The sequence below is a fragment of the Alteromonas portus genome (genome assembly GCF_005117025.1).
In the GTDB taxonomy this organism is placed as follows: Bacteria; Pseudomonadota; Gammaproteobacteria; order Enterobacterales; family Alteromonadaceae; genus Alteromonas; species Alteromonas portus.
Genome location: NZ_SWCO01000001.1, coordinates 456,202 through 482,654, shown reverse-complemented (window position 1 = coordinate 482,654; position 26,453 = coordinate 456,202). Strand labels below are relative to the sequence as shown.

Below are 26,453 nucleotides of genomic sequence, written 5' to 3'. Positions count from 1 at the left end.
ATAGATCAGTGACAAACTGATGACAAGGGCAAAAATCAGATTTTTGACACTTTGCCAAAGCTTTGACGCCTATTTATGGTATGTGCATTTATTAAACAGTATTTTTCTACTGACTAAAACAGGGGTTTCCCCCTGTTTTAGTAAAAATAAGCGTGTTTTATTACCCAACAAATTTACGGGCATTTCTGAAGATACGCATCCACGCGCCATCTTCTTGCCAATCGTCTGGACGCCAAGAGTTTGCTACCGCTCTAAATACACGTTCAGGGTGCGGCATCATAATAGTGCTTCGCCCGTCTAGTGAAGTTAGACCCGTGATCCCCTGCGGTGAACCATTAGGGTTCGCCGGGTATTGCATGGTTGGCTTGCCGTAGTTGTCTACGTAACGCATCGCCACCTGCGCGCCTACTTGTGATAGCGCGTTGTCATTAGCAAATTCAGCCTGACCTTCACCGTGCGACACCGCAATAGGCATACGCGAACCTGCCATGCCATCAAGCAGCACAGAGTTAGACTCCATAACCTCAACCATAGCAACACGAGCTTCAAATCGCGCCGACTGATTGGTCACGAAATGTGGCCAATGCTCAGTACCTGGAATCAGTGATTTAAGGTTCGATAGCATCTGACAGCCGTTACACACACCTAAGCTGAACGTATCGTTACGGTTAAAGAAGCCTTCGAATTGATCGCGAGCCATGCTGTTGAACAATATAGATTTCGCCCAACCTTCACCTGCGCCCAGCACGTCACCGTAAGAGAAACCGCCACAAGCCGCAAGACCGGCAAACTGTTCAAGGGTAATGCGACCCGCCAACACGTCACTCATGTGTACATCGATAGCATCAAAGCCTGCACGGGTAAATGCAGCCGCCATTTCTAGATGTGAATTAACACCCTGCTCTCTTAATATCGCCACTTTTGGCTTAACGCCTTTAGCAATATAGGGCGCTGCTACGTCATCGTTTACATCATAAGACAACGCAGCATGCAAACCTGGGTCAGCAGCATCTTGCTTTGCAGCGTGTTCTTGTTCAGCACACTCAGGGTTATCGCGAAGTTTCTGCATTTCATAGGTAGTTTGTGCCCACGTCGTACGCATTGATACGCGGCTGTCAGCAAGTACAGCAACGCCATCACGACTAAACTCAATCATGTCTGTGCTATTAAGCGTACCGATATCGTGCGTCAATTCAGTTAAACCGAATTCAGTCAGTACTGCCTTAACGGCATCCATATCGCTTTCAAGCACTTGGATTACGCCACCTAGTTCTTCATTGAACAATACGGCAATGTCGTTTCCAACTAGGCTATCAAGATTAATGCTTACACCTGTTTTACCAGCAAAGGCCATTTCAGCAACGGTGGTAAACAGGCCACCGTCTGAACGGTCGTGATAAGCACACACCAAGCCTTTTTCGATTAGCGTCTGCATGGCATCAAAGAAGGCTTTAAGACGGGTAGCAGAAACCACATCTGCAGGGCTATCACCAAGCTGAGTATAGACTTGTGCCAAGCAGCTAGCGCCCAAGCGATTTTTACCTTCGCCCAAATCTAGCAGCAACAAGCGGCTTGCGCCTTTATCAGTACGTAGCTGAGGCGTTAGGGTTTTGCGAATATCTTTTACGGCACCAAAGGCTGAAATAACGAGTGACAGCGGAGAAGTCACCGCTTTATCTTCATCGTTTTCATTCCATGCGGTTTTCATCGACATAGAGTCTTTACCCACAGGAATGGTTAGACCTAGCTCTGGGCAAAGCTCCTCACCCACGGCTTTAACCGCTTCATAAAGACCAGCATCTTCACCTGGGTGTCCAGCTGCTGCCATCCAGTTTGCAGACAGTTTAATGCGCTTAATATCGCCGATGTTTGCTGCTGCAATATTGGTTAACGCTTCACCCACAGCAAGACGCGCTGACGCGCCGTGCGATAGTAATGCAACAGGCGTACGTTCGCCCATCGACATAGCTTCACCGTGATAGGTATCAAACGCTGTTGCGGTTACCGCCACATCTGCCACAGGCACCTGCCATGGTCCAACCATTTGGTCGCGACTTACAAGGCCGGTCACCGAGCGATCGCCAATGGTGATAAGGAAGGTTTTCTCTGCCACGGTAGGCAAAGACAAAATGCGATTTGCTGCATCACTTAGTGTAATGCCAGCCTCATCTAGTGCTGGAGAGCTTACCTTGGTCGAGCTTACATCGCGATGCATTTTAGGCGGTTTACCTAAAAGTACATCAAGAGGCATATCGATAGGTTTGTTGTCAAACTGGCTGTCGTTCAGGTTGAGGTGCTGCTCGGCAGTGGCTTCACCAACCACAGCAAACGGCGCGCGTTCGCGGGCACAAATTGCTTCGAACACTGGCATATTTTCAGGCGCGACAGATAAAACATAGCGCTCTTGAGATTCGTTACACCATAGCTCTAAAGGTGTCATACCTGGCTCATCTGACAATACTTTTCTAAGTTCAAAGTTACCGCCGCGGCCACCGTCATTAACCAGCTCAGGCAGTGCATTTGAAAGACCACCTGCGCCCACATCGTGGATAAACTGAATAGGGTTGTTATCCCCTAGCTGCCAACATGCATCAATCACTTCCTGACAGCGACGCTCCATTTCAGGGTTGTCTCGCTGTACTGAAGCGAAGTCTAAATCTTCGTTTGACTGGCCAGATGCCATTGATGAGGCTGCACCGCCGCCAAGACCAATGTTCATTGCGGGGCCGCCAAGCACAATAAGCTTAGCGCCTACCGTGATTTCGCCTTTTTCAATATGCTCGCGACGAATATTACCTAAACCACCAGCTAACATAATCGGTTTGTGATAGCCGCGCACTTCAACACCGTTAAAGCTATTGACTTCTTGCTCAAAGGTACGGAAATAACCCAGTAGCGCAGGGCGACCAAATTCGTTGTTAAACGCAGCGCCACCTAGTGGACCTTCAAGCATAATATCAAGAGCGCTTACAATACGCTGTGGCTTGCCGTATTCGAATTCCCACGGTTGCTCAGCACCAGGAATACGCAAGTTAGATACGGTAAAACCAACCAAGCCCGCTTTAGGTTTTGAACCACGACCGGTTGCACCTTCATCACGGATTTCACCACCAGAGCCGGTTGCCGCACCTGGGAAAGGTGAAATTGCCGTTGGGTGGTTATGGGTTTCTACCTTCATCAAAATATCAATATTTTCATGATGGTATTCGTATTGGTGTGACTGCGGGTTCGGGAAGAAGCGACCTGCTTGCCATCCTTCCATTACCGCTGCGTTATCTTTGTAAGCTGAATACACGTGATCAGGCAACAACTCGTAGGTGTTTTTAATCATTTTAAACAGCGACTTCTCTTGGTCCTCGCCATCAATGGTCCAGCTAGCGTTAAAAATTTTGTGGCGGCAGTGTTCAGAGTTTGCTTGCGCAAACATATAAAGTTCAACGTCAGTCGGATTTCTGCCTAGCTTAGTAAAGCTATCAAACAGGTAGTCAATCTCATCATCAGCCAATGCAAGGCCTAACGACACATTTGCATTAACTAGCGCGTCTTTGCCTTCGCCTAACACATCTACACTGGTAAAAGTGTTCGCTTCGGTGTGCGCGAATAATACCGCCGCCTGTTCAGTATTAATAAACACTGACTCAGTCATTCTGTCGTGTAAGAAACTAGCGATAAGCGCAAAGTCGTCTTCGCTCACAGCGTTTTCTGTCTCGATATAAAACGCACAACCACGTTCTATGCGGTTGATATTTTTTAGACTGCAGTTGTGAGCGATGTCGGTGGCTTTAGAAGACCAGGGAGAGATAGTGCCGGGGCGAGGAGTAATGAGGAAGAAGGTTCCAGAAGGGGTTTGTGCTTGCCTCGCGGGGCCGTAAGTGAGCAGCTTTTCAAGTATCTCTATTTGCTGCTTAGACAAGTCACCTTGGGAATCGACTAGGTGAACATATTCGCTATATAAGTTTTTAACCCTAACGCCGGATTGACCCAGCTTTGCAATCAGTTTAGTTTGGTTAAACTCTGATAGTGCAGGAGCGCCTCGAAGGACCAACATATTGATTTACCTGGTTTGTTAGAAACAACGACCACCAATGCGACGCGTTGCCTCTTGGATTGATGAGTATTTCGGCGCGGATTATAGAGTAATTATGCACAGTAAGTAACCTCATAACGCGCTTACATGAACTTTTTTTTAAACTTAGATGGTTTAATGACAACAAGTAAAGGTCTATGCAGTCACAAGACTATAAAAAACGATTAAAACTACAATTAATAATCATATTATCTATTGCTGTTATGAGCTGTGGCGTTCCTTCCGTTCCCACTGCCCTTTCTTCATTGTTGGAACGGGAATCGATCCGCGTGGGAACCGTTTATGGTGCAGGGACATTTTATAACGGCGCGGAAGGCCCACAAGGTTTTGAATATGAATTGCTGGCGGGTTTTGCCGATTACCTTGGCGTAACACTCGACCTGTACCCGTTTTACAGCTATGAAGTCATGCTGGAACAATTAGAAGAAGGTAACCTAGACATTGTCGCAACTGGCGATGCAGTGACGCCATCGCTTAAAAGCCGCTTCGCTTACGGGCCGGCTTATCAACACGTTCAGCAAGAACTCGTATTTCAGGCTGGCACATCAAGGCCCAGAGACTTACTAGAGCTCGATGCACCTATTATTGCAGTTGCAGGTAGCAGCCAAGCACACCTTCTTTCAGATTTACTGAGAGGTTTTGGCGATAAGGAAACAGATAATGAAAATGTCTCAGTAAAAACCGACATCATTACTACTGAAGATTCAGACTCTGAAGAACTGTTGCAACAGGTTGCTAATGGTGACATTGCTTATACGGTGGCCGACAGCAACCGTTTAGCATTGCAACGTAGACGCTACCCTAACCTCGCCGTAGCCAAAACACTTGATGAAGACATGCCGATGGCATGGGCCCTTCCGTTAAATCAAGACGACTCGGTGAAAGCAGCGCTAATTGAGTACTTTGGTACGGTACATCAATCAGGCTGGTTTACGGTATTAGAGGACAAGTATTTTGGCCATATTCGCCAATTTGACTATGTGGACAGTCGCGCATTCAACTACGCCGCTGAAACCGCCTTATTGCAATATAAAGCGTTGTTTCAACAATATGCCGGTGATTTAGACTGGCGATTACTCGCTGCCATGAGTTATCAAGAAAGTCATTGGGATAGTGACGCCATTTCAAGAACTGGGGTTCGGGGCCTAATGATGTTAACACTCGATACCGCAAGTGACTGGGATGTTGATGACAGGACCGACCCCGAACAAAGTATTCGCGGCGGATCTCGTTATTTTGCTAGTTTGCTCAATCGCATACCCGCACGAATAAGCGAGCCTGATAGAACCTGGATGGCCATGGCATCGTATAACATCGGTATGGGGCACCTAGAAGACGCCCGGGTGCTTACCGAACAACAAGGGGGCAACCCGGACTTGTGGGTGGACGTAAAGCGCCGCTTGCCACAATTAAGGCAAAAGAAATATTACCGCACTACGCGCTATGGTTATGCTAGAGGCGATGAAGCGTTGCAATACGTTGAAAACATTCGTCGTTACTACGACAGCTTAGTATGGCTAGACGAACAGGGAAAAATTTGATGCTGTTCGTCTAGCTTTTCTCTTGAAAACTGTCATTTCGATGTCATCTTTATAATGTACCCTTAAAAAAAGTTAGTCAGACACTGACTTACTTTCTCAGAACAATTATTTTTCTCAATAATGGCTAGCTCTCGAAGCACTTATGCATTTTAAAGACGCTCGCTTTTGAAAGCATTCTTGCAAAAATCAGGAGTATTACTTCAAAAGAAGAAGCTTTGCATGACAGAAATAAGTGGTCGCAAAAATCAATGATGCCCACAATACGAGAAAGGAAAATAAATGAAAAAAAATCGATTTATGAAAAAAGGAATAAAATTGAAAAACAACAATAGACGCAGACTTATGCTTAAGCGTTGTCACCAAAAAGTACTTCAACGCCGTAAGCTATTTGTTACCAGCGATATGTTCACTCAGTTAACCCGCACACCAAGCTAAAACTTTCTACAGCAACTGGTTTCACTGGCTGAAACTAAAGCGACAAACCAAATAGGCGAATTACTCTATTAAGCACTTCTTCAGGCGGTAACGTAAAACATTAGTTTGAAGCATCACCCTCTAGCAGTCTTTTCGCCTTTTTGGCAGCCTTTATTTCTTTCCTGCGCTTGCGAAAAAAGTCAGACAATTTATTAGCACACTCTTCAGCTAACACACCAGATACAACCTCAACTTGATGATTAAGCGCAGGATGTTGTAAAAGGTTCATGACCGACCCTGCAGCGCCTGTCTTCGCATCCTTTGCGCCAAACACCACCCGCTTTACCCGCGCATGTACTAACATACCTGCACACATTGAGCAGGGCTCCAAGGTAACATACAAAGTAGCATCAATAAGGCGGTAGTTTTGCACAGCAGACGCCGCTGCCTTAACAGCCCGAAGCTCAGCATGGGCGGAGGGATCATTATCCGTTATCGGCGTATTAAAGCCTTCGCCAATTAGTTCACCGTTTAAAACCACGCAGGCGCCGACTGGTACCTCCCCAATAGATTCAGCCTTATCGGCAAGCGTTAACGCATGTTTCATCCACTTTACGTCTTCTTCTGCCGCCTTGTCTTCTATTGCGATTTCAGTCAACGGCTCTCGCGCGGCGTCTTTTTCTTGCATGTACTCAGCGTCGAGGTCAGATTTTAATGTTGGACAGTTGCTATTTTGGTCACTCATTCGTCAATTTTGCTACTTTACTTGGTGAAATTCGTTAACATTTATTTTGTATTAGCTTAGGTAAACATTCTAACTTATTAGAAAGTAATGACTTTTGTCACTTGGCAACCTACTTGCAATCTCTCATTATAACACTGCTGGTGTGAAGGACTTAACTGGTTACATTTTTTACTAAAAACCATATTAGATAACCGCTATAGTACTTGAAGCAATGCAGTAATTATTACCAATACGTATTTGACAAAATACTGGGTGAATTAGGCAACAAACCAAATTTTCACCTACACTCTTTTAAAGCCATTTGTGAGGGATACCACCATGGACATGACAGCGATTGCAATAGTAGCCATTTGTGCTTGGGCGTTAGTTACCATTGTCGAAAGTGCAAAAGACAAAAGTAAAAAGAAACTTAGCAACAAAGAAACCGAAGCCTACAAAGCCGAAATTGCAGAACTTAAAGAGCGTGTGTCTGTGCTTGAGAAGATAGTGACAGACGAGCGCTACGACTTAAAAAAGCAATTTGCAGATTTGGAAAGCGACCGCGTAGCATAAGTCACTTCACACTTATTACTCGATAAGCGCGCAAATATAACTGCGCGCTAGCTTCCTTCTAATAACTTGCGCTCAGCCCGTTCTACCCGTCTCGGCTTACCCGCAATCACCAGTACGTCATGAGCTTGCAAAATAGCGTCTTCGTCAGGGTCTTTAACTTCATTTCCATCTCGCCTTAACCCTTTAATCGCCACTCGCATTCTCGAAAAATCAATATCTTTTATGGCTTTGCCAATACAGGACGCATGTTCGGACAACACCACAGCATGGATAAATTCTAACTTGTCTTCTGTACCGTAGGTGATTTCTGTGGTTTCTCCCGGGTAAAAGCCGTGCATGTGATCGTAGCGACCTTTTCTCTCAGCCCGAACCCGCTTCAAAATACGAGACATCGGTACGCCTGCATAATGCAGCACCTGCGATACCAACATTAAGCTGCCTTCTTGTAATTCGGGTACTACTTGGTTAGCGCCTGCGTTGTACAAGCTTTCTAATTGATAATCTCGCTTAGTACGCACCATAACATCAGTAGTGTTCGTTATAGTGCGTGTCTGCGTTATCACTTGCTTGGCCTTTTCTACCTGATCAAAGGTCACAAGTACGAGCTTTGCACTTTCTACATTGGCATTAAGCAATATATCTTTTTGACTCGCATCACCGAAAATAACGGGTTCTCCTGCATTTCGACTCTCGTGTACTCTAACAGGGTCCATATCTATGGCGACAAAATGAATGCCCTCCATTTTAAGCATACGAGCTACCGACTGGCCAACGCGCCCAAACCCACAAATAATGACATGATTAGACAAGGGCTCGGCATCGCCGAAGGTCGCGCCGTCATCAAAAGAAATATCTTTGTTAACAATGCGCTTAGCTATGGTGACGCTGTTATTCATAAGCCAAGGCGTTAACGCCATACTGATTACACCCATGCATACAATCAGCGATGATTGCTCTGAAGTTAATACACCGTGGGTTGTCGCAAGTGCGGCAATAACAAAGCTGAACTCTCCAATCTGGCAAAGTTTAACCCCAGCAGACCAGCCATCTATTGCATCGGTTTTCACTAGCAAAGATGCAGCTCTCACTAAGATGACTTTAACTATCATTAGCGCAAAAACGCCAAAGATAATCTCAAACAAGCTGTTCCATAGTACGGTGAGCTCTAACTGCATACCCACGGTAACGAAAAATAAGCCCATCAAAATATCTCGAAACGGGCGAATGTCGGCTTCAAGTTGATATTTGTATTGGCTCTCCCCCAACATCATTCCCGCCAAAAAGGCACCTAACGCCATGGACAGCCCGAAGTAATAAGTGAGCCCGCCCGCCAAGAGGGCAATTAAAATTGTGGTTAGAACAAACAACTCATCAGTCCTTGTTCTTGCGATTTCTCTAAACACCCAAGGTAGTAACCACTTACCTACTGACATTAGAAATGCAATGACAAACACACCCTTTAGCAATGCTTCGCCTAAAGCCAGCGCGATACTTACCTCGCCAGTCTGGGCTAAAAGAGGAATAGCGATAAGAAATGGAACTACCGCTAAGTCTTGGAAAAGCAAAATACTTACCGCTAGCTGAGTACGCCTGTTATTCAGAATGCCCATTTCGGTTGCTTGCTTAATTACAATTGCAGTAGAACTTAGCGCAAGCGTTCCCCCTATTATGATGGACGCACTCATTGAGATCCCTAAAAACAGAGGAACACTGGTAAACACTGCCGTGGTAAACACCATTTGCCCGAGTCCTACACCGAACACTAGTGAGCGCATTGCTAACAACTTAGGTAGTGAAAACTCAAGACCAAGTGAAAAGAGTAGAAATACTATGCCCACTTCAGCAAGCAGGTGCATTTCTTCGGGGTGAGCGAACACGGACAGCAGCTGCGGTCCCGCTATTACGCCGGCAAAGAGATAAGCAAGAATAGGTGGAAGATGTATACGTTTAAATAAGGCCACCGCGCATACCGATATAAACATCAATATCACGATATTTAAAAAACTCGTTCCCACTCTACCTCCTAAAGCAACGTAAACTTCTGCCTGTAAATAAAGCGCAAAACATCACGCTTCTTTGCGCTTTAAACTAAAGGCTAGTGCCACAAACACGTTGTTGGCATCTAGTTTGCAAAATCCCCTCTATAAATGCAGATCCGGCAAGTTTTGCCGCTGTGATCGTCATAAATTTCGCGAAAATGCGTTTAGGGCCACAGAAACGTCAGGGCTTTGACACTTGTTTCTTTGCATATCAACGCATTTTGTATAGGGGCACTACTGTGGATTTTTCTACGTCAGTCTACGATAGCACACAACATAACAATTTTTACCCTGCTGAGAGCACAGGTAAATCACTCTCTTTCAGTGAATTATCAGGCTTCGTAACACAGCTCCTTTCTACGCTTGAACTTCAAGAGTTGGGTGGCGTGTATTTTCAGCAGTTAAATACGTTACTGCCGGTTGTTGGTTTCAGCTTATCTGACTTTGACACCCGTTGGGTGTACGGTAATGCAAAAATATCGTCGACACTGATTGATTTACCCCTTCAAGGTGCCCATAACGTTAATGGCGAACAGGCCCACGTTTACTATTACATTAGTTCACCCTTATCGTTATCGCAAAGGGAAAGCTTATTCCAACTGCATGATTTATTTGGAAAACAGGTAAAGCATGCACTATCGTTAATGCGTGTTCAGCAAATGGCAACTAAAGATGTGTTAACAGGTTTAGGTAACCGTGCAGGCTTTGAACAATCTATGACCAGACAGCTAGGGTGGGCACAACGACACGACGACCCTTTCGCACTTTTGGTTATCGACTTAGACAACTTTAAATACGTGAATGACAATTTTGGTCACGGTGAAGGTGATAAAGTGCTTGTGCATGTTGCTTCACATTTAGAAAACGTGCTGCGGGATGAAGATGAAGCATTTCGCTATGGCGGCGATGAATTTTGTTGCTTACTAGATTGCCAGACACAGCAGCAACTGGCTTGCGCCGCCCAGCGTATTCAAATGAGTATAAATAGTTCGAGCTACTTATCTCGATTAGGCGTATCAACTAGTCTTGGTGGCGCAATTTACCGCGATGGCGACACAATGAGTAGCCTTTTTGACCGTGCGGACAATGCACTTTATCGCGTAAAAAACTCTGGTAAGAATAGCTACCACGCGGCATAACTCTGCTACGGGCAAGTTTTTAAGAGCGGCAAAGAAATGCCGCTTTTATGCTTTTGTCGTCGACATTCCACCGAGCGACCTAGTTCGCTGTTTATAGCAAATTCGCGGAAACTCTTCGCTTAATCTTGTTCAAACGTTATTTCTATATTAGGTGTTTTGGGCTGCAGATAAACACAGCGTCCTTCAACAATAAGTGCAACAGGTTGCTCATTTAGAAAAATAACCGGCACGCTATTACGCTCCCATCGCGGTACACGCCAAACTTTAAACCACTCTTTCAACAGCTTAGACACGCTCGCATTTTCGGGCTTTACTTTTAGGTTGCGAGCATTGGTTTGCAAAGAAGCCTTATCGCCATTTTTCTGGTCTGATAATGTGACCCTAATATTGCCGTGTAACCAAGAAAGAGGGATATCTTGACCTAACGCCAGTTCAAGGCTTTGCGGAATATCATGGGTGGCGTTTACCACCCAATAAAGGTCGTGGTCAAAACGAATCACCCTGCCCCATTTAAAATTAACTTCAGGGGTTGCATCGTGCTTTGCTTTTAGCATAGCAAGCACTTGGTCTGTTTGTGCTTTTGAGGGCGACAGCCGGCCTTGTGACTTAAACCAAGCACGAATCACCATGGCCTGCCACGGTAACGACAATGCAGCGAGCTTTGGTCCGTTTAGCCTTAAATCTGAATGTTTACAATCTTCAAAATATTGCTGTGCAGAATCGCTGACTAGTGCACTTTGCTCAGCACAAAGCTCGGCGCTGCGCCCCACGGTTTTGGTTAACTTAGGCCACCTCTCAAGCAAATGAGGTATTATTTCGTTTCTTAAGAAATTCCTGTCAAAGCTGTTTTGCTGGTTAGATTCATCCTCTACCCACTGCAACATTTCCTCTTCGGCATAAGCAATAATGTCGGCTTTCTCTAGGGATAGCATGGGTCGCATGATCAATGTATCACCTCGGTACTGCACTTCTCCCATACCAGCCAATCCCTGTGGGCCAGCACCACGTTTAAGCTGAAGTAATACGGTTTCAAGCTGATCTTCGGCATGTTGCCCTAATAACAGCACACCGCCAATTTGCTCACACACTTCTAAGAGTGCGTTGTATCGAACTTTACGCGCTTCAGCTTCCAGACTTTTTCGTGAACTGGTATCAACAGCGACCCTATACTGATGAAATTCAACATCGTCTAGTCTGCACTGCAGTTCACAGTGCCGAGCCCAGTCGTCGGCATTATCACTTAAACCGTGATGTACATGTACAGCATGAATTGGGCTATCAAACTGTTCCCTATACGCAATAACGGCTTGGAGCAGAACGGTGGAATCCACACCACCGCTGTAAGCAACGACGAGTGGCGTTTGAAGTGGTAGCTTTACATCAGTGAGAGATGTCGCTATGCGGTTGACGATATGTTCGATTGTTGGGGATTGTAGAGGGGTCACAGACCGGTAATACCTTATTCTTTCAACTTAATTTCTATTAGGGGTACTTGGCTTAGCACTGACTTTCTAATAACACACTTTCTAATAACACAAAGGGGTTGGTTACCTATGGTAAACAACCCCCATGTTCTTATGCGACACTACATGAACCAACATGAATTAAGCCGCCGCTCGCTAGTTTTTATAGCAAGCGTTTAAACTGATAGAACGCAGCTGTAAATAACGGCTAAATGCACCTTTCATGCTAGTTTTCTTAATGAGCTTAGCAATAACCGAACGACATTAAACGTTGGTAACGCTCTTCCATTAACTTAGTCTTATCTAGCTCTTTAAGCTGGTTAAGCTGCTGCTTAATCACGGCCTTCAAATTAGCCGCCATGCCATTGTGGTCGCGATGGGCGCCACCTAGAGGCTCTTCAACAATACTGTTAATCAGGCCTAGCTCTTTAATTTGTGGCGCACTTACGCCCATCGCTTCAGCAGCGAGTGGTGCTTTTTCTGCGCTTTTCCACAAAATAGACGCACAACCTTCTGGTGAAATAACCGAGTACGTAGAATATTGAAGCATATTAACGCGATCGCCAACACCAATCGCTAGTGCACCACCTGAACCACCTTCACCGATTACGGTACACACGATTGGAACAGTAAGCTCAGCCATCTCAAATAGGTTTTTCGCGATGGCTTCACTTTGGCCGCGCTCTTCAGCACCAACACCTGGATACGCTCCCGGCGTATCGATAAAAGTGATGATAGGCATGTTAAAACGCTCGGCCATCTTCATAAGACGCAGGGCTTTACGGTAGCCTTCAGGTTTAGGCATACCGAAGTTACGTTTAATTTTTTCGTTGGTATCACGACCTTTCTGATGACCAATAATCATCACAGGCTGATCATCTAGCATTGCTGGACCACCAACAATCGCTTTATCGTCAGCAAACGCGCGGTCGCCAGCAAGCTCGTCGAATTCAGTAAAAATACGAGGAATGTAATCTAACGTGTATGGACGCATTGGGTGACGAGCAAGTTGAGAAACTTGCCATGCACCAAGATCAGAAAAGATCTTTTTGGTCAGCTCTGCGCTTTTACCGCGAAGCTTATTGATTTCTTCTTCAATACCAACGTCAAACTCGCCACCTTGATTCACCAACCTAAGCTCTTCAATTTTTGCTTCTAGTTCGGCTATTGGCTGTTCAAAGTCCAAAAACTGTATACTCATTTCATGTCCTATTCGTACTACGCTCGTCTATGCAAACGCGAGATGTCCAATCTATCGAACTCTTACCCTTAATGGTAGAGAATTGAAACGGCTTTGTCTCCCAAACATTGTTTGAGATCGTGCAAAAGTTGGTCTTCAGGGGTAACGTACCATCTTGCACCACACGCTAGGGTTACTTCAGCGTCTGGATGGGTTACCGCTAACTGAACAGGACAACTTCCGCCGTTAAATGCCTGCAGGATAGATTGCATCTGACTCATTTTCTTCGGTTCAAGCAACTGGGTATCAATATTTAGTGCCAGCGCTCTCGCGTTTTTCTCTCGTGCCTGAACAATGTCCATTACATCACGGGCGGTGATTGTATTGCCCCCAGAGAAATCATCAAAGCTGACCTGTCCCTTTATAAGCAATATTCTGTCAGTTTCTAACACACTTTCGAACTGCTCGTACATATCGGGGAAGAAACGTACGTCTATTCTGGCACTCTTATCATCCAGTGTCACTATGGCCCAGCGACGCCCCCGCTTGTTCGTCATTACACGCACGCCAAGCACCAATCCTACTGCACTGGCCATTTGATCTTTATTGGTTGGTTTTAAATCAACTAATCGACCGTCGGTGTAATAACGCAGTTCTTCCGCGTACTGATTGATGGGGTGACCGGTTAAGTACAAGCCCAAGGTATCTTTCTCACCTTCTAGCCATACTTTCTCAGGCCACTCAGGGACGTCGGCAAACGCTTGCTTCACGTCTTCTGGCTCGGTAGTCAGTAGTCCAAACATGTCTGACTGACCAAAAGACTCGGCTTTTGCGTGCTGTCCAGCGGCGGCAAGGGCCTCGGGTAAACTCGCCATAAGGCTTGCGCGATGGGGGCCTAAGTTGTCCATTGCTCCCGCTAATACAAGCTTTTCTAGCACTCGCTTGTTTACCCGTTTAATATCTATCTTGGCGCAGAAATCAAAAAGATCCTTAAATGCCCCTTGGGTCTCCCGCGCTTCAATAATCGCTTCAATCGGGCCTTCACCTACCCCTTTAATCGCACCGATACCGTAAACAATGCGACCTTCGCTATCGACGGTAAATTTGTATTTACCCGCATTTAAATCTGGCGGCAGTATTTCGATGCCCATGCGCTCACATTCATCGACAAGCGTCACGATTTTATCGGTGTTATCCATATCTGCCGACATTACCGCAGCCATGAATTCCGCTGGATAATGCACTTTCAGCCACAAAGTTTGGTAAGACACCAAGGCATAAGCGGCAGAGTGAGATTTGTTAAACCCGTAACCCGCGAACTTTTCTACCAAGTCGAAGATTTTCATCGCAAGGTCCGGGTCAATATTATTGCCCTTGGCACCTTCGGCGAACGTGCCGCGCTGCTTGGCCATTTCTTCAGGCTTTTTCTTACCCATAGCACGACGAAGCAAGTCAGCGCCGCCCAGTGAGTAGCCCGCCATTTCCTGGGCTATCTGCATTACCTGTTCCTGATACAAGATAATGCCATAGGTAGGCTCTAGAATTTCTTTCAAGCACTCGTGCTGATATTCTGCATCGGGGTAGGAAATTTCTTCACGTCCGTGCTTTCGGTCAATAAAGTTATCTACCATGCCTGATTGCAGCGGGCCCGGACGGAACAGGGCCACCAGTGCGATAATATCTTCGAAGCAGTCAGGTTTAAGGCGCTTAATTAGTTCTTTCATACCGCGAGATTCCAGCTGGAATACCGCAGTTGTCTCGGCGTTTTGAAGGGTTCTGAAACTCTTAGGATCTTCAAGCGGAATGGCGCTGATATCTACATCAACGTTTTTCCCTTCTTTGATCATATCTATCGCCCACTGAATAATAGTCAGCGTACGAAGACCTAAGAAGTCGAATTTTACCAAGCCCGCCGTTTCAACGTCGTTTTTGTCGAACTGGGTTACGGGGTTTTTACCTTCGTCATCACAATACAAAGGCGAGAAATCAGTAATTGTGGTTGGCGCAATAACAACACCACCGGCGTGTTTACCAGCGTTTCTGGTAACCCCTTCAAGTATTCGCGCCATATCGATAAGGTCTTTCACTTCCTCATCGCTTTCATAAACTTCTGGCAGCTGTGGCTCTGCTTTAAACGCCTTTTCAAGCGTCATGCCTGGATCAGGCGGAATAAGCTTTGAGATCCTGTCTACAAAGCCGTATGGGTGACCAAGCACGCGGCCAACATCGCGTACTACCGCTTTTGCCGCCATGGTACCAAACGTAATGATCTGCGATACCGCCTGACGTCCGTAAAGCTCAGCAACGTGGTCGATTACCTCATCTCGTCTGTCCATACAGAAGTCGACGTCGAAGTCGGGCATTGATACACGTTCTGGGTTCAGGAAACGTTCGAATAGCAAGTCGAATTCAAGCGGATCTAGGTCGGTAATTTTTAAGGCATAGGCCACCAGTGAGCCCGCACCTGAACCACGCCCTGGCCCTACCGGAATTCCGTTATCTTTACTCCACTGGATAAACTCCATAACGATAAGGAAATAGCCCGGGAACCCCATTTGGTTGATAACTTCAAGCTCAATGCGAAGTCGGTCATCGTACTCTGGGCGTTTGGCTTTGCGCACTTCCTCATCGGGGAATAGAAATTCTAGACGTTCTTCCAAGCCTTCCTCAGACACCTTAACCAAGAAGTCTTCGGTGGTCATACCGCCGGTTGGAAACTGTGGCAAGAAATATTCATTTAGCCGAACAGTAACGTTACAGCGCTTGGCAATTTCAACCGTATTTTCTATGGCTTCTGGAATATCGCTAAATAGCTCAACCATTTCCTCTGCTGTGCGCAGATATTGCTGGTCGCTATAGCGCTTAGGGCGACGGTTATCATCTAACGTATAGCCATCGTGGATACACACTCGAATTTCGTGCGCGTCGAAACCCTCTTGGTCAATAAAGCATACTTCATTAGTGGCAACCACGGGTAAACCGCGCTGCTCAGCAAGCTCTACCGCATGGTGTAAATAATCTTCTTCGCCTTGTCTACCAGTTCTAATAAGCTCTAAATAAAACCGGTCGGGAAAATGGGTTTGATAAAACTCAAGCGCATCTTCAAGAAGCTTGGCGTTATTTTTCATTAAACCTACGCCGATATCGCCGTGCTGTGCGCCCGATAAAACAATAACGCCTTCGCTATGCTCTGCTAACCATGCTTGATCGATAACCGCACGGTGTGCCAAATGTCCACGAAGGTAGGCCTTGGAGATAAGAATAGTAATATTCTTATACCCTTCGTTGTTCATCGCAATGAGGGTAAGTCTGAAAGGTTCATCGCCAAAAGCTTCATTAGTCACCCAAAAATCGGTGCCAATTATGGGCTTGATACCTAAATTATGTGCCTCGGAATAGAATTTTACCAAGCCACACATATTCATTTGGTCGGTGATCGCCACGGCAGGCATGCCAAGCGCGGCCACTTTACCTAGAATAGGCTTAACCTTATTCAGGCCGTCCATCATCGAAAAGTCGCTGTGAACACGTAAATGAATAAATGGCGATGACATGATGTTATTTCTCTTCGAGTAGCGCTTTTACGGGTTTAAAACTTTTGCGATAGCAATCTAAGATGCCATATTCGGCGATAGCTTCAAAATGTGCTTTTGTAGGGTAACCTTTGTGCCCGGCAAAGTTATATTGCGGGTAAGCCTCGTGAAGCGAAATCATATCGTTGTCTCGCTCTACTTTGGCAATAATGGAAGCCGCTGAAATTTCAGCGTGTAGGCTGTCACCTTTCACTACCGCTTCAGACTCAAAATTCCAAGCTGGGACGCGGTTGCCGTCTACACGCACAAAATCTGGTTTTACTGGCAGGCCTTCTACCGCTCGGATCATGGCGAGCATGGTAGCGTGCAGTATATTAAGCTTGTCTATTTCTTCAGGGCTTGCTCTACCGATATTCCAGTAAAGCGCCTTCTCACGAATCTCTTGAGCAAGGGCTACACGTTTCTTTTCACTCAACTTTTTAGAGTCGGTTAGCCCTTCAATGGGGTTTTCTGGGTCTAGTATAACCGCAGCAGTAACCACATCTCCAACTAAAGGGCCACGCCCTACTTCATCAACACCGGCAATTAACTTATGCAAACAATTCCTCCACGACAGCTTTTGCTGCTGTTTTATCAGCATTGCATTTTAGCGTATGGTGGAGATCGGTGAAACGGGAAATAAGCGCAGAATTATCACTTTCGAAGAAGTTAAGTAACTGATTGCTCATATTCTCTGCGTTTACTTCATCTTGAAGTAATTCAGGAATAATTGCCTCATCAGCCAATAAGTTTGGCAAAGTGAAGAACGGCGCTTTATACAAGCGCTGCATAATTTTATATGTAAGCGGTGCAAGTAAATAAGCGGCTACCATTGGGCGCTTACACAACATAGCTTCTAACGTGGCTGTCCCGGATGCAAGTAAGATAACATCGCTCGCTATCATGGCATCTCGAGAAGTGCCTTGGGTTACCTGAATGGGTAAGCGTGCTTCAGCATTATCAGCTTCAAGCAATAGTGCTTTAATTTGCGAAAGACGATGCTCGTTTGCCGCAGGGATAAGAAATTGAATGTCACTGCGTTTAGCATGAATAGCTTCGATGGTTTTCAGAAACACGGGAAGCAACGTATCTACTTCCCCCCTTCGTGAACCGGGTAGAACAGCCAATACATTAGCTTGACTATCTACCCCTAATGCCTGTCTTGCCGCATTTTGGTCGGGCTCAATGGCTATAGCGTCAGCCATGGTATGCCCCACAAAGGTATAGGGAACGTTGTATTTGTCGTATACCTGTTGTTCGAAAGGGAACAACCCCAATACGCGATTAGCCGCTTTCGCTATCTTGTGAATGCGTTTCTCACGCCATGCCCACACGGTAGGGCTTACATAGTGCATGGTTTTGATACCGCGTGCTTTAAGCGCTTTTTCTACTCTTAGATTAAAATCAGGCGCATCAATACCCACAAAAATATCAGGCGGATTTTGCTCGAAGTGAGCAAGAAGCTGCTTTTTAACTTTCAAGATGGCAGGTAGATGGGAGAGAACTTCAACAAGCCCCATAACCGACAAGGTTTCCATATCGAATAGACTATGGAAACCCGCCTCTATCATATTTGAACCGCCAATACCTTCAATAATAGCATCTGGGTATTGGCGTTTTAACTCGGCAACCATTCCTGCGGCAAGGATGTCACCAGAGGGCTCTCCGGCAACCAAGCCGATACGAATTGGTTTAGACATAATTAGCGAATAATGCCTCGCTTCGAGTCTTGTAAGAACTTCACCATAAGTGCTACACCATTGAATTCATCCGCTGGTTTCGCTAACTTTTCTAACGCTTCATCGATGGTATTGCCTTCGCGATAAATTGCTTTATATGCACGCTTTATCTCTAGCACTTCCTCTTTTGAGAAACCACGGCGCTTTAAGCCTTCAGAGTTGATTCCCTGAGGAATATTCTTCTGGCCACTTACCATAACAAATGGAGGCACATCTCTTAGGATAATACCACCAGCGCCTAAAAAGGCGTGCGCCCCAATTTTGCAAAACTGATGAATACCTGTAGCGCCACCAACAATAACGAAATCGTCAATATGGACATGACCTGCAACAGCAACGTTATTTGCAATAATTATATCGTCACCAAGTACACAGTCATGGGCAATATGCGCATTAGCCATAAATAAACCACGAGAGCCGATAATGGTAATACTGTTGTCCTGAATGGTGCCTCGGTGAACAGTTACCCCTTCTCTAAACTCGTTGTCATCGCCAATAACAAGCTCAGTTGGTTCGCCAGCATATTTTTTATCTTGGCAGTCTTCACCGATAGAAGAAAACTGATAAAACTTATTGTTTTTACCGATACGCGTTGGGCCGCGTACCACCACATGTGATTTCAGAATACAGCCATCGCCAATGGTGACGTTATCGTCTACCACACAAAATGGACCTATAGTGACATTTTCACCAATTTTTGCACTTTCTGAAATTACCGCAGTAGGATGGATCACGTTACGCTATCTCTCTCATCGCACACATAAACTCTGCACTACAAGCTATGTCGCCGTCGACACTTGCAGTACCTTTAAATTTCCAAATCCCTCTGCGCTCCTTTACCAGAGCAACATCAAACTCAAGCTTATCACCCGGAACTACTGGACGTTTAAAGCGTGCGTTATCAATTCCTGCATACAAGTATAACTTATCATTGTTGCCCATGGTCTTAAAACCTAAAACACCTGCCGCTTGTGCCATCGCTTCAAGAATTAACACGCCTGGGAAAATTGGCTGACCGGGGAAGTGCCCCATGAAACACGGCTCATTGATTGTGATATTTTTATAAGCCTTTACAGACTCACCCAGAACATAGTCTGTAACACGATCAACAAGTAGGAATGGGTACCGGTGTGGTAGTAATTCCAATATTTCCTGAATTTCAATGGTATTAAGTGAATTGGCCAAAAACTTTCTCCTGTAAACAAGCATGACCTACAACAATATTAAACCAACTCAAATGGTAGATTGGTTTTAGGGTCAAACTCGCCGTAAAAATAAAAACGGCGCCAACCATACGCTGTAAAGCGCAAAAAACAAATCAGACCAACACCTTTAAAGGGGTTGGTCTGACAAATTTTAACTGACTAAAGCCTGCTGACCTTCGATATAAAGCAAAGACCATTAAGCCACAGAGCAGTTATTAGTTAGTTTTGCTTACTTGCTGAAGTACTTGTTCAGATAAGTCGTGCTCTTCTTTAGCGAACGCTACTGCACCTGCGTTAAGCACTAAATCATAGCCTTGCTTCGCTGCAACAGAGTCGATAGCTTGCTTAATAAGACCAAGAAGCTTGTTACGCTCTTCGTTGCTACGACGTTGAATGTTTTGTTGCAAAGGCTGACCTTTTTTAGATAGCTCTTCGCGTACTGACAAGATTTTTTGTTCTAGTTCTTTTTTCTCTGCATCACTCATTGTCGCTGCATCACGCTGAAGACGCTCTGCGTAGAACTGACCGTCACGCTGTAGCTGATTCACTTCTTCAAGCTGATCTTTAAACTCAGCTTGAATAGCATTTTGAATCTCAGCCGCTTGAGGCATCGCTTGAAAAATACCTTGCACATCAACAACAGCCACTTTCTGTTCAGCCATTACAGATGTACTTACTAAAGCGCTACCCAACATTGCTCCTGCAACGATATGTTTTACCAACTGTTTCAAAGGGAACTCCTTTTGTGAATCTTATTATAGAGCGCGACTCAAACGCGCTCGCTTTAATGTCTTAGAAAGTTTGACCAATATTGAAAGTGAAGAATCTTGCATCATCACCATCACGCTGCTGTATCGCTTTCGAGAAGCTGAATACCATCGGTCCCATTGGCGATATCCACTGAACCGATATACCTGCCGAGCTACGATACAGACTCCAGTCAGAATAGTCCAATAGCTCACCGTCTTGAGTGGATGCTATGTCAAACTGACGATAATAGTCATAGTCAAACTCAGTATCCCACACGTTACCCACATCCACAAACAAACTTGTGCGAACAGAGTTATCCATTTCTTCTTCTACAAATGGCGTGGGAACAATAAGCTCGACACCACCAAGCACCATGGCATTACCACCTAGACTACGTGTTGACCACGACAGGGTCGCGTCAGCTGGGTCTGCAGGGAATAGTTCACCATCAGGGCCTGTAATAGTGCCAGAGTTACCAAGGAAAATACCTCGTGGACCTACCGTGTTGTTTTCAAAACCGCGTAATGAGTCTGAACCACCGGCAGTGAAGTTTTCCGTAAACGGTAGTATTTGCTCATTGCCGTTGATATCGCCATAACCATTACCGTAGCCAAGACGCACACGAGTTAGGAAAGACCAGCGCTGGTTACGAGATAATGGGAAATACCACTTACCGTCAAATACCGTTTTAAAATAGTTTACGTCTGAGTTTGGTGTAGTAATGCTAAATGATGCGCGTTGAGACGAGCCCGCCGTTGGGAATAGACCACGGTTAAGTGTACTTCTACTCCAGCTTACGCTAGCTAGATAACTATCGTATTTGATAGCTGCATCCGGGTCTTCACCGTCTGTAAACTGATTATAGAATTGCTCAGTTTGCTCGTAGTAACCACGGTTAAATAGCTCAACATTACTGTAGGTCAAACCAAAATTAATTCGGTTAAACTCATTAATCGGATAACCAATATTGGCACCAATTGACCAACGCTTTGAGTTGTACTGAATAACGTTGAAGTCGGAGCCGTCGAACTCGCTATAACCTAAACTACCACCAAGGCTAATACCGTCAATGGTAAAGTAAGGATCGTTATAAGTAATCTGCGCACTGCGTTGATATGAAACCGTGCTTAGGTTAAGACCCACACGCTTACCTGTACCCAAGAAGTTATCTTGCTGAATACCCGCCTGCAGGCTTAACTTAGTTCTGTCACCATAACCGATACCCGCGTTAAATGAACCTGAAGGCTGCTCTTTAACGTTATAATTAACGTCGACTTTATCTTCAGAGCCAGGGATACGAACAGTTTCAAACTCAACTTCTTCCATATAGGTAAGACGAGAAAGCTGGTTCTTAGAAGACTCTAGCAAATTATTTGAAAGCCACGTGCCTTCCATCTGACTGACGTTTTGACGAAGCACGCTATCTGCCGTTACAACGTTACCGTTAAACTTAATGCGATTTACGTAAATACGCTTACCTGGGTCAACTGATAGCGTCAACTTAACCGTTTTATCCTCGTCGTTTATCTCAGGAACGGTGGTTACCGTTGGATAGGCATATCCGAATCGGCCAAGATATTTACTGATAAACTCTTCTGTATAGGTCACTTCGGCTTGGTTATAAAGCTCGCCTTCTGTAAGTGGGAGTACCCGTTCAATATATTCTTCGTGTCCAAGTACATCACCCACCAATTCTACTTCAGAAATAGTGTACTGCTCGCCCTCTGTCACATTCATGGCAATGTAGATGCCCGACTTTTCAGGGGTCATTGAAACTTGGGTAGAGTCAACATTAAAGCGAAGATAACCACGGTTAAGATAGTGGTTACGTAAAGTCTCCATGTCGCCTTGCAAGGTCTGTTGCTGGTAGCGTGTTTCTGATAAGAAATCCCACCAAGGCGTGTCATACTGTAGTTCAAACGCATCCATCAACTCTTCGTCTGAGAAGATTTCATTGCCTACAATATTAATTTGTTCAATTTCAGCCGCGTCGCCTTCTTCAAAAAGCAGTTTCAAATCGACACGATTACGCGGTAACGGCGTGATGATAGCCGTTACGTCAGCATTGTATTTACCTATGCTGTAAAAGAAGTCTTTAAGGCCATTCTCAATAGAGGTTAGTACGGTTTTATCGAGTGGCTCACCAATGCGAACACCGTTTCCGTCCAAGCTTTCCTGAAGCTGCTCATCTTTAATATCATCGTTACCGTCAAAAATAATATTACTGATAGTAGGACGTTCAGACACGCGCACCACAAGCGTATTGCCGTCGCGAAGAATTTCTACATTTTCAAAGTGAGTTGAAGAGTATAACGAGCGAATAAGCTGCGTTACCCTGAATGTATTAAGCTCGTCGCCAACTTGAACGGGCAAGTAGGTTAAGGCTGCACCAAGTGCAACTCGTTGCAAACCTTCAACGCGAATGTCTTCAACGACAAATTCACTGTCTTGCGCCGCAGCGTTGGCAAAGCTAGCACTGGAAAGAATGGCTCCGGCTGCTACTAACTGTTTTAACTTCATCTATTTTTCTTTTCCTGGCCGCGTTTTGTATTAGCTGTTTTGTACTTCCTGATTTGTATCAGGTTATGCGAGCGATATCGTTAAAAATTGCGATACCCATGATCATAAACAGAAGCACGCCACCTATTCTGTAACCCCATTCCTGCACCGCTTCAGGCACAGGCTTGCCTGTGATCCACTCCACGATAAAAAACATGAGGTGACCACCGTCAAGCATGGGCAAGGGTAATAAATTTATTATGCCTAAATTTACGCTTATTAAGGCAAGAAAACTCAAGAAGTACGCAAGTCCATACCCAGCACTTGTTCCCGCACCTTGAGCAATTGAGATAGGGCCGCTCAAATTTTTCACCGACACGTCGCCTGTGATGAGCTTTCCTATCATTTCGACACTGAGTGTCATAAGACGCCACGTTTTATCTAGCGCCTTCCCAATAGCCTCTATAATGCCATATTGATGCGTAAACACATACCCTTCAGGCCAAGGCTCGAACGTTGGGCTCACACCTAAATACCCACTTTGCCCTTGTGGCGTATCGCGGCGCGCTATCGTGGCATCTAATGTAAGTTGCTGTCCATCCCTTTGTATATCGAGCGAAATGCGCTCACCGGGACTTTCAACAATAACGTCAACTAGACGTTCCCACGATGACAACTTAGTGCCATTTAACGCAATTAGTTCATCACCGGGTTTTAACCCCGCTTCCTGCGCTGCACTTTCCTCTCCAACAAATCCAACGGTTAGCGTTGCATCTGGTCGATAAGGGGTTAACCCTAAGCTGCTTAAGGGAGACTCACTATCTGGGTCAAAGTTCCAAGAACCTAATGTAAAAGTCAGTTCTTTTTCGACATTCGATGAATTTTTAACCGTAACAGCCGCTTTTTCAGCACCAATATTAGAGACGATTTCTAAATTAACGGCTTCCCAATCAGGCGTAACCCTGTCGCCTACTTTGATGATTTCATCACCCGCTTGCACGCCAGCAAGTGCAGCGATGCTCTCTGGTTCAACGCTTTTCACCACAGGTTTCACGGTTTCTAAGCCAACCAAGTACATCAACCACAATGCGAAAAACGCAAAAATGAAGTTAACGCCAGGACCTGCCGCAATAACCGCCATGCGCTGCAATACGGGTTTATTGTTGAAGGCTTTATCTTCTAACTCCGGCGGTACGTCGTCAATTCGTCCATCGAGCATGCGCACGTAGCCACCCAATGGGATCATAGCGATGACATATTCTGTACCTGACTTACTTGTTTTACGCCATATAGGCTTTCCAAAACCAATTGAGAAGCGCTCTACCTGTACACCGCATTTACGAGCCACATAAAAGTGTCCCCATTCATGTACGGCAACCAAAATACCTAGGGCTACAATGAATGCACCAAGGCTCCATAAAAATGCTAGCACTGGAATTTACCTCGAATAATCTCGTTAGCCTTTGTTCTTGCAAGGCTGTCTTGCTCTAGTATTTGTTGAATAGAACTTACCGATACGTGTGGCATAGCATTTAACGTGGCATCATTAACTTTGGCAATATCGCAAAACTGAATCTTACCTTCTAAAAAGGCCTCGACTGCCACTTCGTTTGACGCGTTCACTCGTGTTGTTGCACACTGCCCTTCCTTACACGCATCAATAGCCAGTTTCAAATTAGGATAACGTTCAAAGCAAGGGGTTTGAAAACTGAAATTGGCAATGTCAGAAAAATCTAGTGGCGTTACGCCCGCTTCAATTCGCTCTGGATGAGCTAAGCCATAAGCAATAGGGGTGCGCATGTCAGGGTTGCCCATTTGTGCGATCACCGACCCATCAACATATTGCACCATAGAATGAATAATACTTTGCGGGTGAATTACCACATCGATATCATCAGCGCCGGCACCGAACAGCCAGCAGGCTTCAATAAACTCCAGCCCCTTGTTCATCATAGTCGCAGAGTCGATTGTTATTTTTCTGCCCATCGACCAGTTAGGGTGTGTACTGGCTTCATCAATAGTAATTGACGAGAAGCTATCTAAAGGCCTTTCTCTAAACGGCCCACCTGAGCCCGTTAATAAAATTTTACGAATGCCTGATGCCGTGAAGTTACCGTATTCATAGTCGTGTGGAAGACACTGGAATATGGCATTATGTTCGCTGTCGATAGGAAGGATTTCAGCGCCGCTTTGGTTCGCAGCCTCAATAAATAAAGCACCAGACATGACTAACGCTTCTTTATTGGCAAGCAAAACACGTTTGCCCGCTTTCACTGCTGCTAGTGTGGGTAAAAGCCCTGCTGCACCCACAATAGCTGCCATTACAGCATCAACTTCAGGCGCGCTTGATACTTCTTCCAGCGCCTTAGCGCCAGCCAGAATCTCTGCATCAACACCGTACTGAGATGCTAACTCACAGGCCAGTTTGTAGTGAGCGTCATCTGCAATTACTACATAGCGCGGCGCGCACTTTCGAGCCTGCTCCATAAGCAATTCAAGCTGGGAGTTACCAGTAATGGCAAATACGCGGTATTTATCTGGGTGGCGGTTTATTACGTCAAGTGTATTACAACCAATGGAGCCTGTGGCCCCTAACACTGTTACTGTTTGCATTACGCCATCCAGGTTACATAACAGAATGCAAAAACAGGGAATGCAGCAGTTAAGCTGTCGATTCTATCAAGCACACCACCGTGCCCTGGGAGAATTTTGCCGCTGTCTTTAATACCCGCACAGCGCTTAAGCATGCTCTCGTTCAAATCGCCAAGGGCTGAAACAGCAACAGTAATACCGCCAATAGCAAGGTGAAGCCAAATACGTGAAGGCTCTACCTGATAGTGAAGAGCCGCAAAAGCGATAATAGCGAACGAGGCTGCAATACCGCCTAATAAGCCTTCTAAACTTTTACCTGGCGATACATTAGGGCGCAGCTTGTGGCGCCCAAATTTTACGCCAACAAAGAATGCACCTATATCTGCCGCCCAAACGATCCCCAGCACATAGAAGATAAGTGAAGCACCGTAAAACGGGTCTACATCGTGCAGGCTCGTGCGAAGTGCAACAACTGCTACCCATGTTGGAATAAGCGTAAGCGCTCCAAACAGTGTTCTAACACTGCGGCTGTCCTTCCAGAATTTTGAGTATTTGGGATAAGCAAGCACCATAAATAAAGATGCTATCCACCATAGAACGGCGACACTTAATATTGCGCGATACAAGCCATGCAACTGTCCCTGATACCAAATGGTGCTGGCATCTACAATAAGGGATAAGGCAATACATATAGCAAATGCACCTCCCATGTAGATAAGCTTTTTAGGACGCTCGCACACACCGGACATATTTGCCCACTCGTAGGCACCGATGCCTACCACACCGGCAATGGCTATTTCGAACCAAAATATTGGGAGGAACAAAATAGCGTAAAGCGCCAGTGGCGCTAGGATTAATGCAGTTATTATTCGTTGTTTTAGCATAATTTGCCCTTGGCTTTTGTTACCAGGGCTAGCCTGATAATTGCCTGCATGG

The 26,453-nt window shown here is 45.5% G+C and carries 19 protein-coding genes; 4 read left to right on the top strand and 15 right to left on the bottom strand.

Annotated elements, in window-relative coordinates:
- Positions 1 to 160: 160 nt before the first annotated feature.
- Positions 161 to 4,048, bottom strand: coding sequence for a phosphoribosylformylglycinamidine synthase (gene purL / locus E5672_RS02000; protein ID WP_136780688.1), 3,888 nt, complete (start codon positions 4,046 to 4,048; stop codon positions 161 to 163).
- 176 nt (positions 4,049 to 4,224) lie between these two features.
- Here purL and mltF point away from each other — a divergent pair, with 176 nt between their 5' ends.
- Together mltF and E5672_RS19840 are read left to right on the top strand one after the other, a co-directional pair.
- Positions 4,225 to 5,628: a membrane-bound lytic murein transglycosylase MltF gene (mltF, locus tag E5672_RS01995; RefSeq protein ID WP_136780687.1), complete on the top strand. Its 1,404-nt coding sequence runs from the start codon at positions 4,225 to 4,227 to the stop codon at positions 5,626 to 5,628.
- Positions 5,629 to 5,907: 279 nt separating this feature from the next.
- Entirely contained in the window at positions 5,908 to 6,063 is a 156-nt protein-coding gene (locus E5672_RS19840) for a hypothetical protein (RefSeq protein ID WP_014997583.1), read from the top strand.
- A gap of 100 nt (positions 6,064 to 6,163) precedes the next feature.
- Here the strand turns inward: E5672_RS19840 and tadA are convergent, their stop codons facing one another.
- Positions 6,164 to 6,787 (bottom strand): tRNA adenosine(34) deaminase TadA, encoded by a 624-nt coding sequence (tadA, locus tag E5672_RS01990; protein WP_136780686.1) that lies wholly within the window; start codon positions 6,785 to 6,787, stop codon positions 6,164 to 6,166.
- 324 nt (positions 6,788 to 7,111) lie between these two features.
- On the opposite strand from tadA, the gene E5672_RS01985 reads away from it, so the two are divergent.
- The gene (locus E5672_RS01985) at positions 7,112 to 7,339 is read left to right on the top strand and encodes a hypothetical protein (protein ID WP_136781038.1); all 228 of its coding nucleotides are present in this window, start codon (positions 7,112 to 7,114) and stop codon (positions 7,337 to 7,339) included.
- Between the two features lie 47 nt (positions 7,340 to 7,386).
- Here E5672_RS01985 and E5672_RS01980 read toward each other — a convergent pair whose 3' ends face one another.
- Positions 7,387 to 9,354, bottom strand: a complete 1,968-nt coding sequence (locus E5672_RS01980) for a monovalent cation:proton antiporter family protein (protein ID WP_136780685.1) — start codon at positions 9,352 to 9,354, stop codon at positions 7,387 to 7,389.
- A 263-nt stretch (positions 9,355 to 9,617) separates the two neighbouring features.
- Between E5672_RS01980 and E5672_RS01975 the strand changes: the two genes are divergently transcribed.
- On the top strand, positions 9,618 to 10,517 hold the full coding sequence (locus E5672_RS01975) for a GGDEF domain-containing protein (RefSeq protein ID WP_136780684.1): 900 nt from the start codon (positions 9,618 to 9,620) through the stop codon (positions 10,515 to 10,517).
- Between the two features lie 119 nt (positions 10,518 to 10,636).
- On the opposite strand, the gene tilS is transcribed toward E5672_RS01975, so the two are convergent.
- The 12 genes from tilS to E5672_RS01915 form a co-directional block, all read right to left on the bottom strand.
- A complete protein-coding gene (gene tilS, locus E5672_RS01970; protein WP_136780683.1) occupies positions 10,637 to 11,962 on the bottom strand; it encodes a tRNA lysidine(34) synthetase TilS in 1,326 nt (441 codons plus the stop codon).
- Between the two features lie 262 nt (positions 11,963 to 12,224).
- On the bottom strand, positions 12,225 to 13,181 hold the full coding sequence (accA, locus tag E5672_RS01965; protein WP_014948567.1) for an acetyl-CoA carboxylase carboxyl transferase subunit alpha: 957 nt from the start codon (positions 13,179 to 13,181) through the stop codon (positions 12,225 to 12,227).
- 68 nt (positions 13,182 to 13,249) lie between these two features.
- Entirely contained in the window at positions 13,250 to 16,714 is a 3,465-nt protein-coding gene (gene dnaE, locus E5672_RS01960) for a DNA polymerase III subunit alpha (RefSeq protein ID WP_136780682.1), read from the bottom strand.
- 4 nt (positions 16,715 to 16,718) lie between these two features.
- Positions 16,719 to 17,291 carry a ribonuclease HII gene (rnhB, locus tag E5672_RS01955; protein ID WP_014997575.1) on the bottom strand — a complete coding sequence of 191 codons (573 nt, stop codon included), beginning with the start codon at positions 17,289 to 17,291 and terminating at the stop codon, positions 16,719 to 16,721.
- Complete coding sequence (gene lpxB / locus E5672_RS01950) at positions 17,284 to 18,432, bottom strand: lipid-A-disaccharide synthase (protein ID WP_136780681.1); 1,149 nt, start codon at positions 18,430 to 18,432, stop codon at positions 17,284 to 17,286. Before lpxB ends, rnhB begins: the two co-directional genes overlap by 8 nt.
- 2 nt (positions 18,433 to 18,434) lie before the next feature.
- Complete coding sequence (gene lpxA, locus E5672_RS01945; RefSeq protein ID WP_136780680.1) at positions 18,435 to 19,205, bottom strand: acyl-ACP--UDP-N-acetylglucosamine O-acyltransferase; 771 nt, start codon at positions 19,203 to 19,205, stop codon at positions 18,435 to 18,437.
- Position 19,206: 1 nt separating this feature from the next.
- Positions 19,207 to 19,656, bottom strand: coding sequence for a 3-hydroxyacyl-ACP dehydratase FabZ (gene fabZ, locus E5672_RS01940; RefSeq protein WP_118490056.1), 450 nt, complete (start codon positions 19,654 to 19,656; stop codon positions 19,207 to 19,209).
- A gap of 235 nt (positions 19,657 to 19,891) precedes the next feature.
- A complete protein-coding gene (locus E5672_RS01935; protein ID WP_136780679.1) occupies positions 19,892 to 20,407 on the bottom strand; it encodes an OmpH family outer membrane protein in 516 nt (171 codons plus the stop codon).
- 61 nt (positions 20,408 to 20,468) lie between these two features.
- Complete coding sequence (gene bamA / locus E5672_RS01930; RefSeq protein WP_136780678.1) at positions 20,469 to 22,946, bottom strand: outer membrane protein assembly factor BamA; 2,478 nt, start codon at positions 22,944 to 22,946, stop codon at positions 20,469 to 20,471.
- 58 nt (positions 22,947 to 23,004) lie between these two features.
- On the bottom strand, positions 23,005 to 24,357 hold the full coding sequence (gene rseP / locus E5672_RS01925; protein WP_136780677.1) for a sigma E protease regulator RseP: 1,353 nt from the start codon (positions 24,355 to 24,357) through the stop codon (positions 23,005 to 23,007).
- Complete coding sequence (gene ispC / locus E5672_RS01920; protein ID WP_136780676.1) at positions 24,351 to 25,538, bottom strand: 1-deoxy-D-xylulose-5-phosphate reductoisomerase; 1,188 nt, start codon at positions 25,536 to 25,538, stop codon at positions 24,351 to 24,353. Before ispC ends, rseP begins: the two co-directional genes overlap by 7 nt.
- Entirely contained in the window at positions 25,538 to 26,401 is an 864-nt protein-coding gene (locus E5672_RS01915) for a phosphatidate cytidylyltransferase (protein ID WP_136780675.1), read from the bottom strand. The genes ispC and E5672_RS01915 overlap by 1 nt, the downstream gene beginning before the upstream one ends.
- Positions 26,402 to 26,453: the final 52 nt, after the last annotated feature.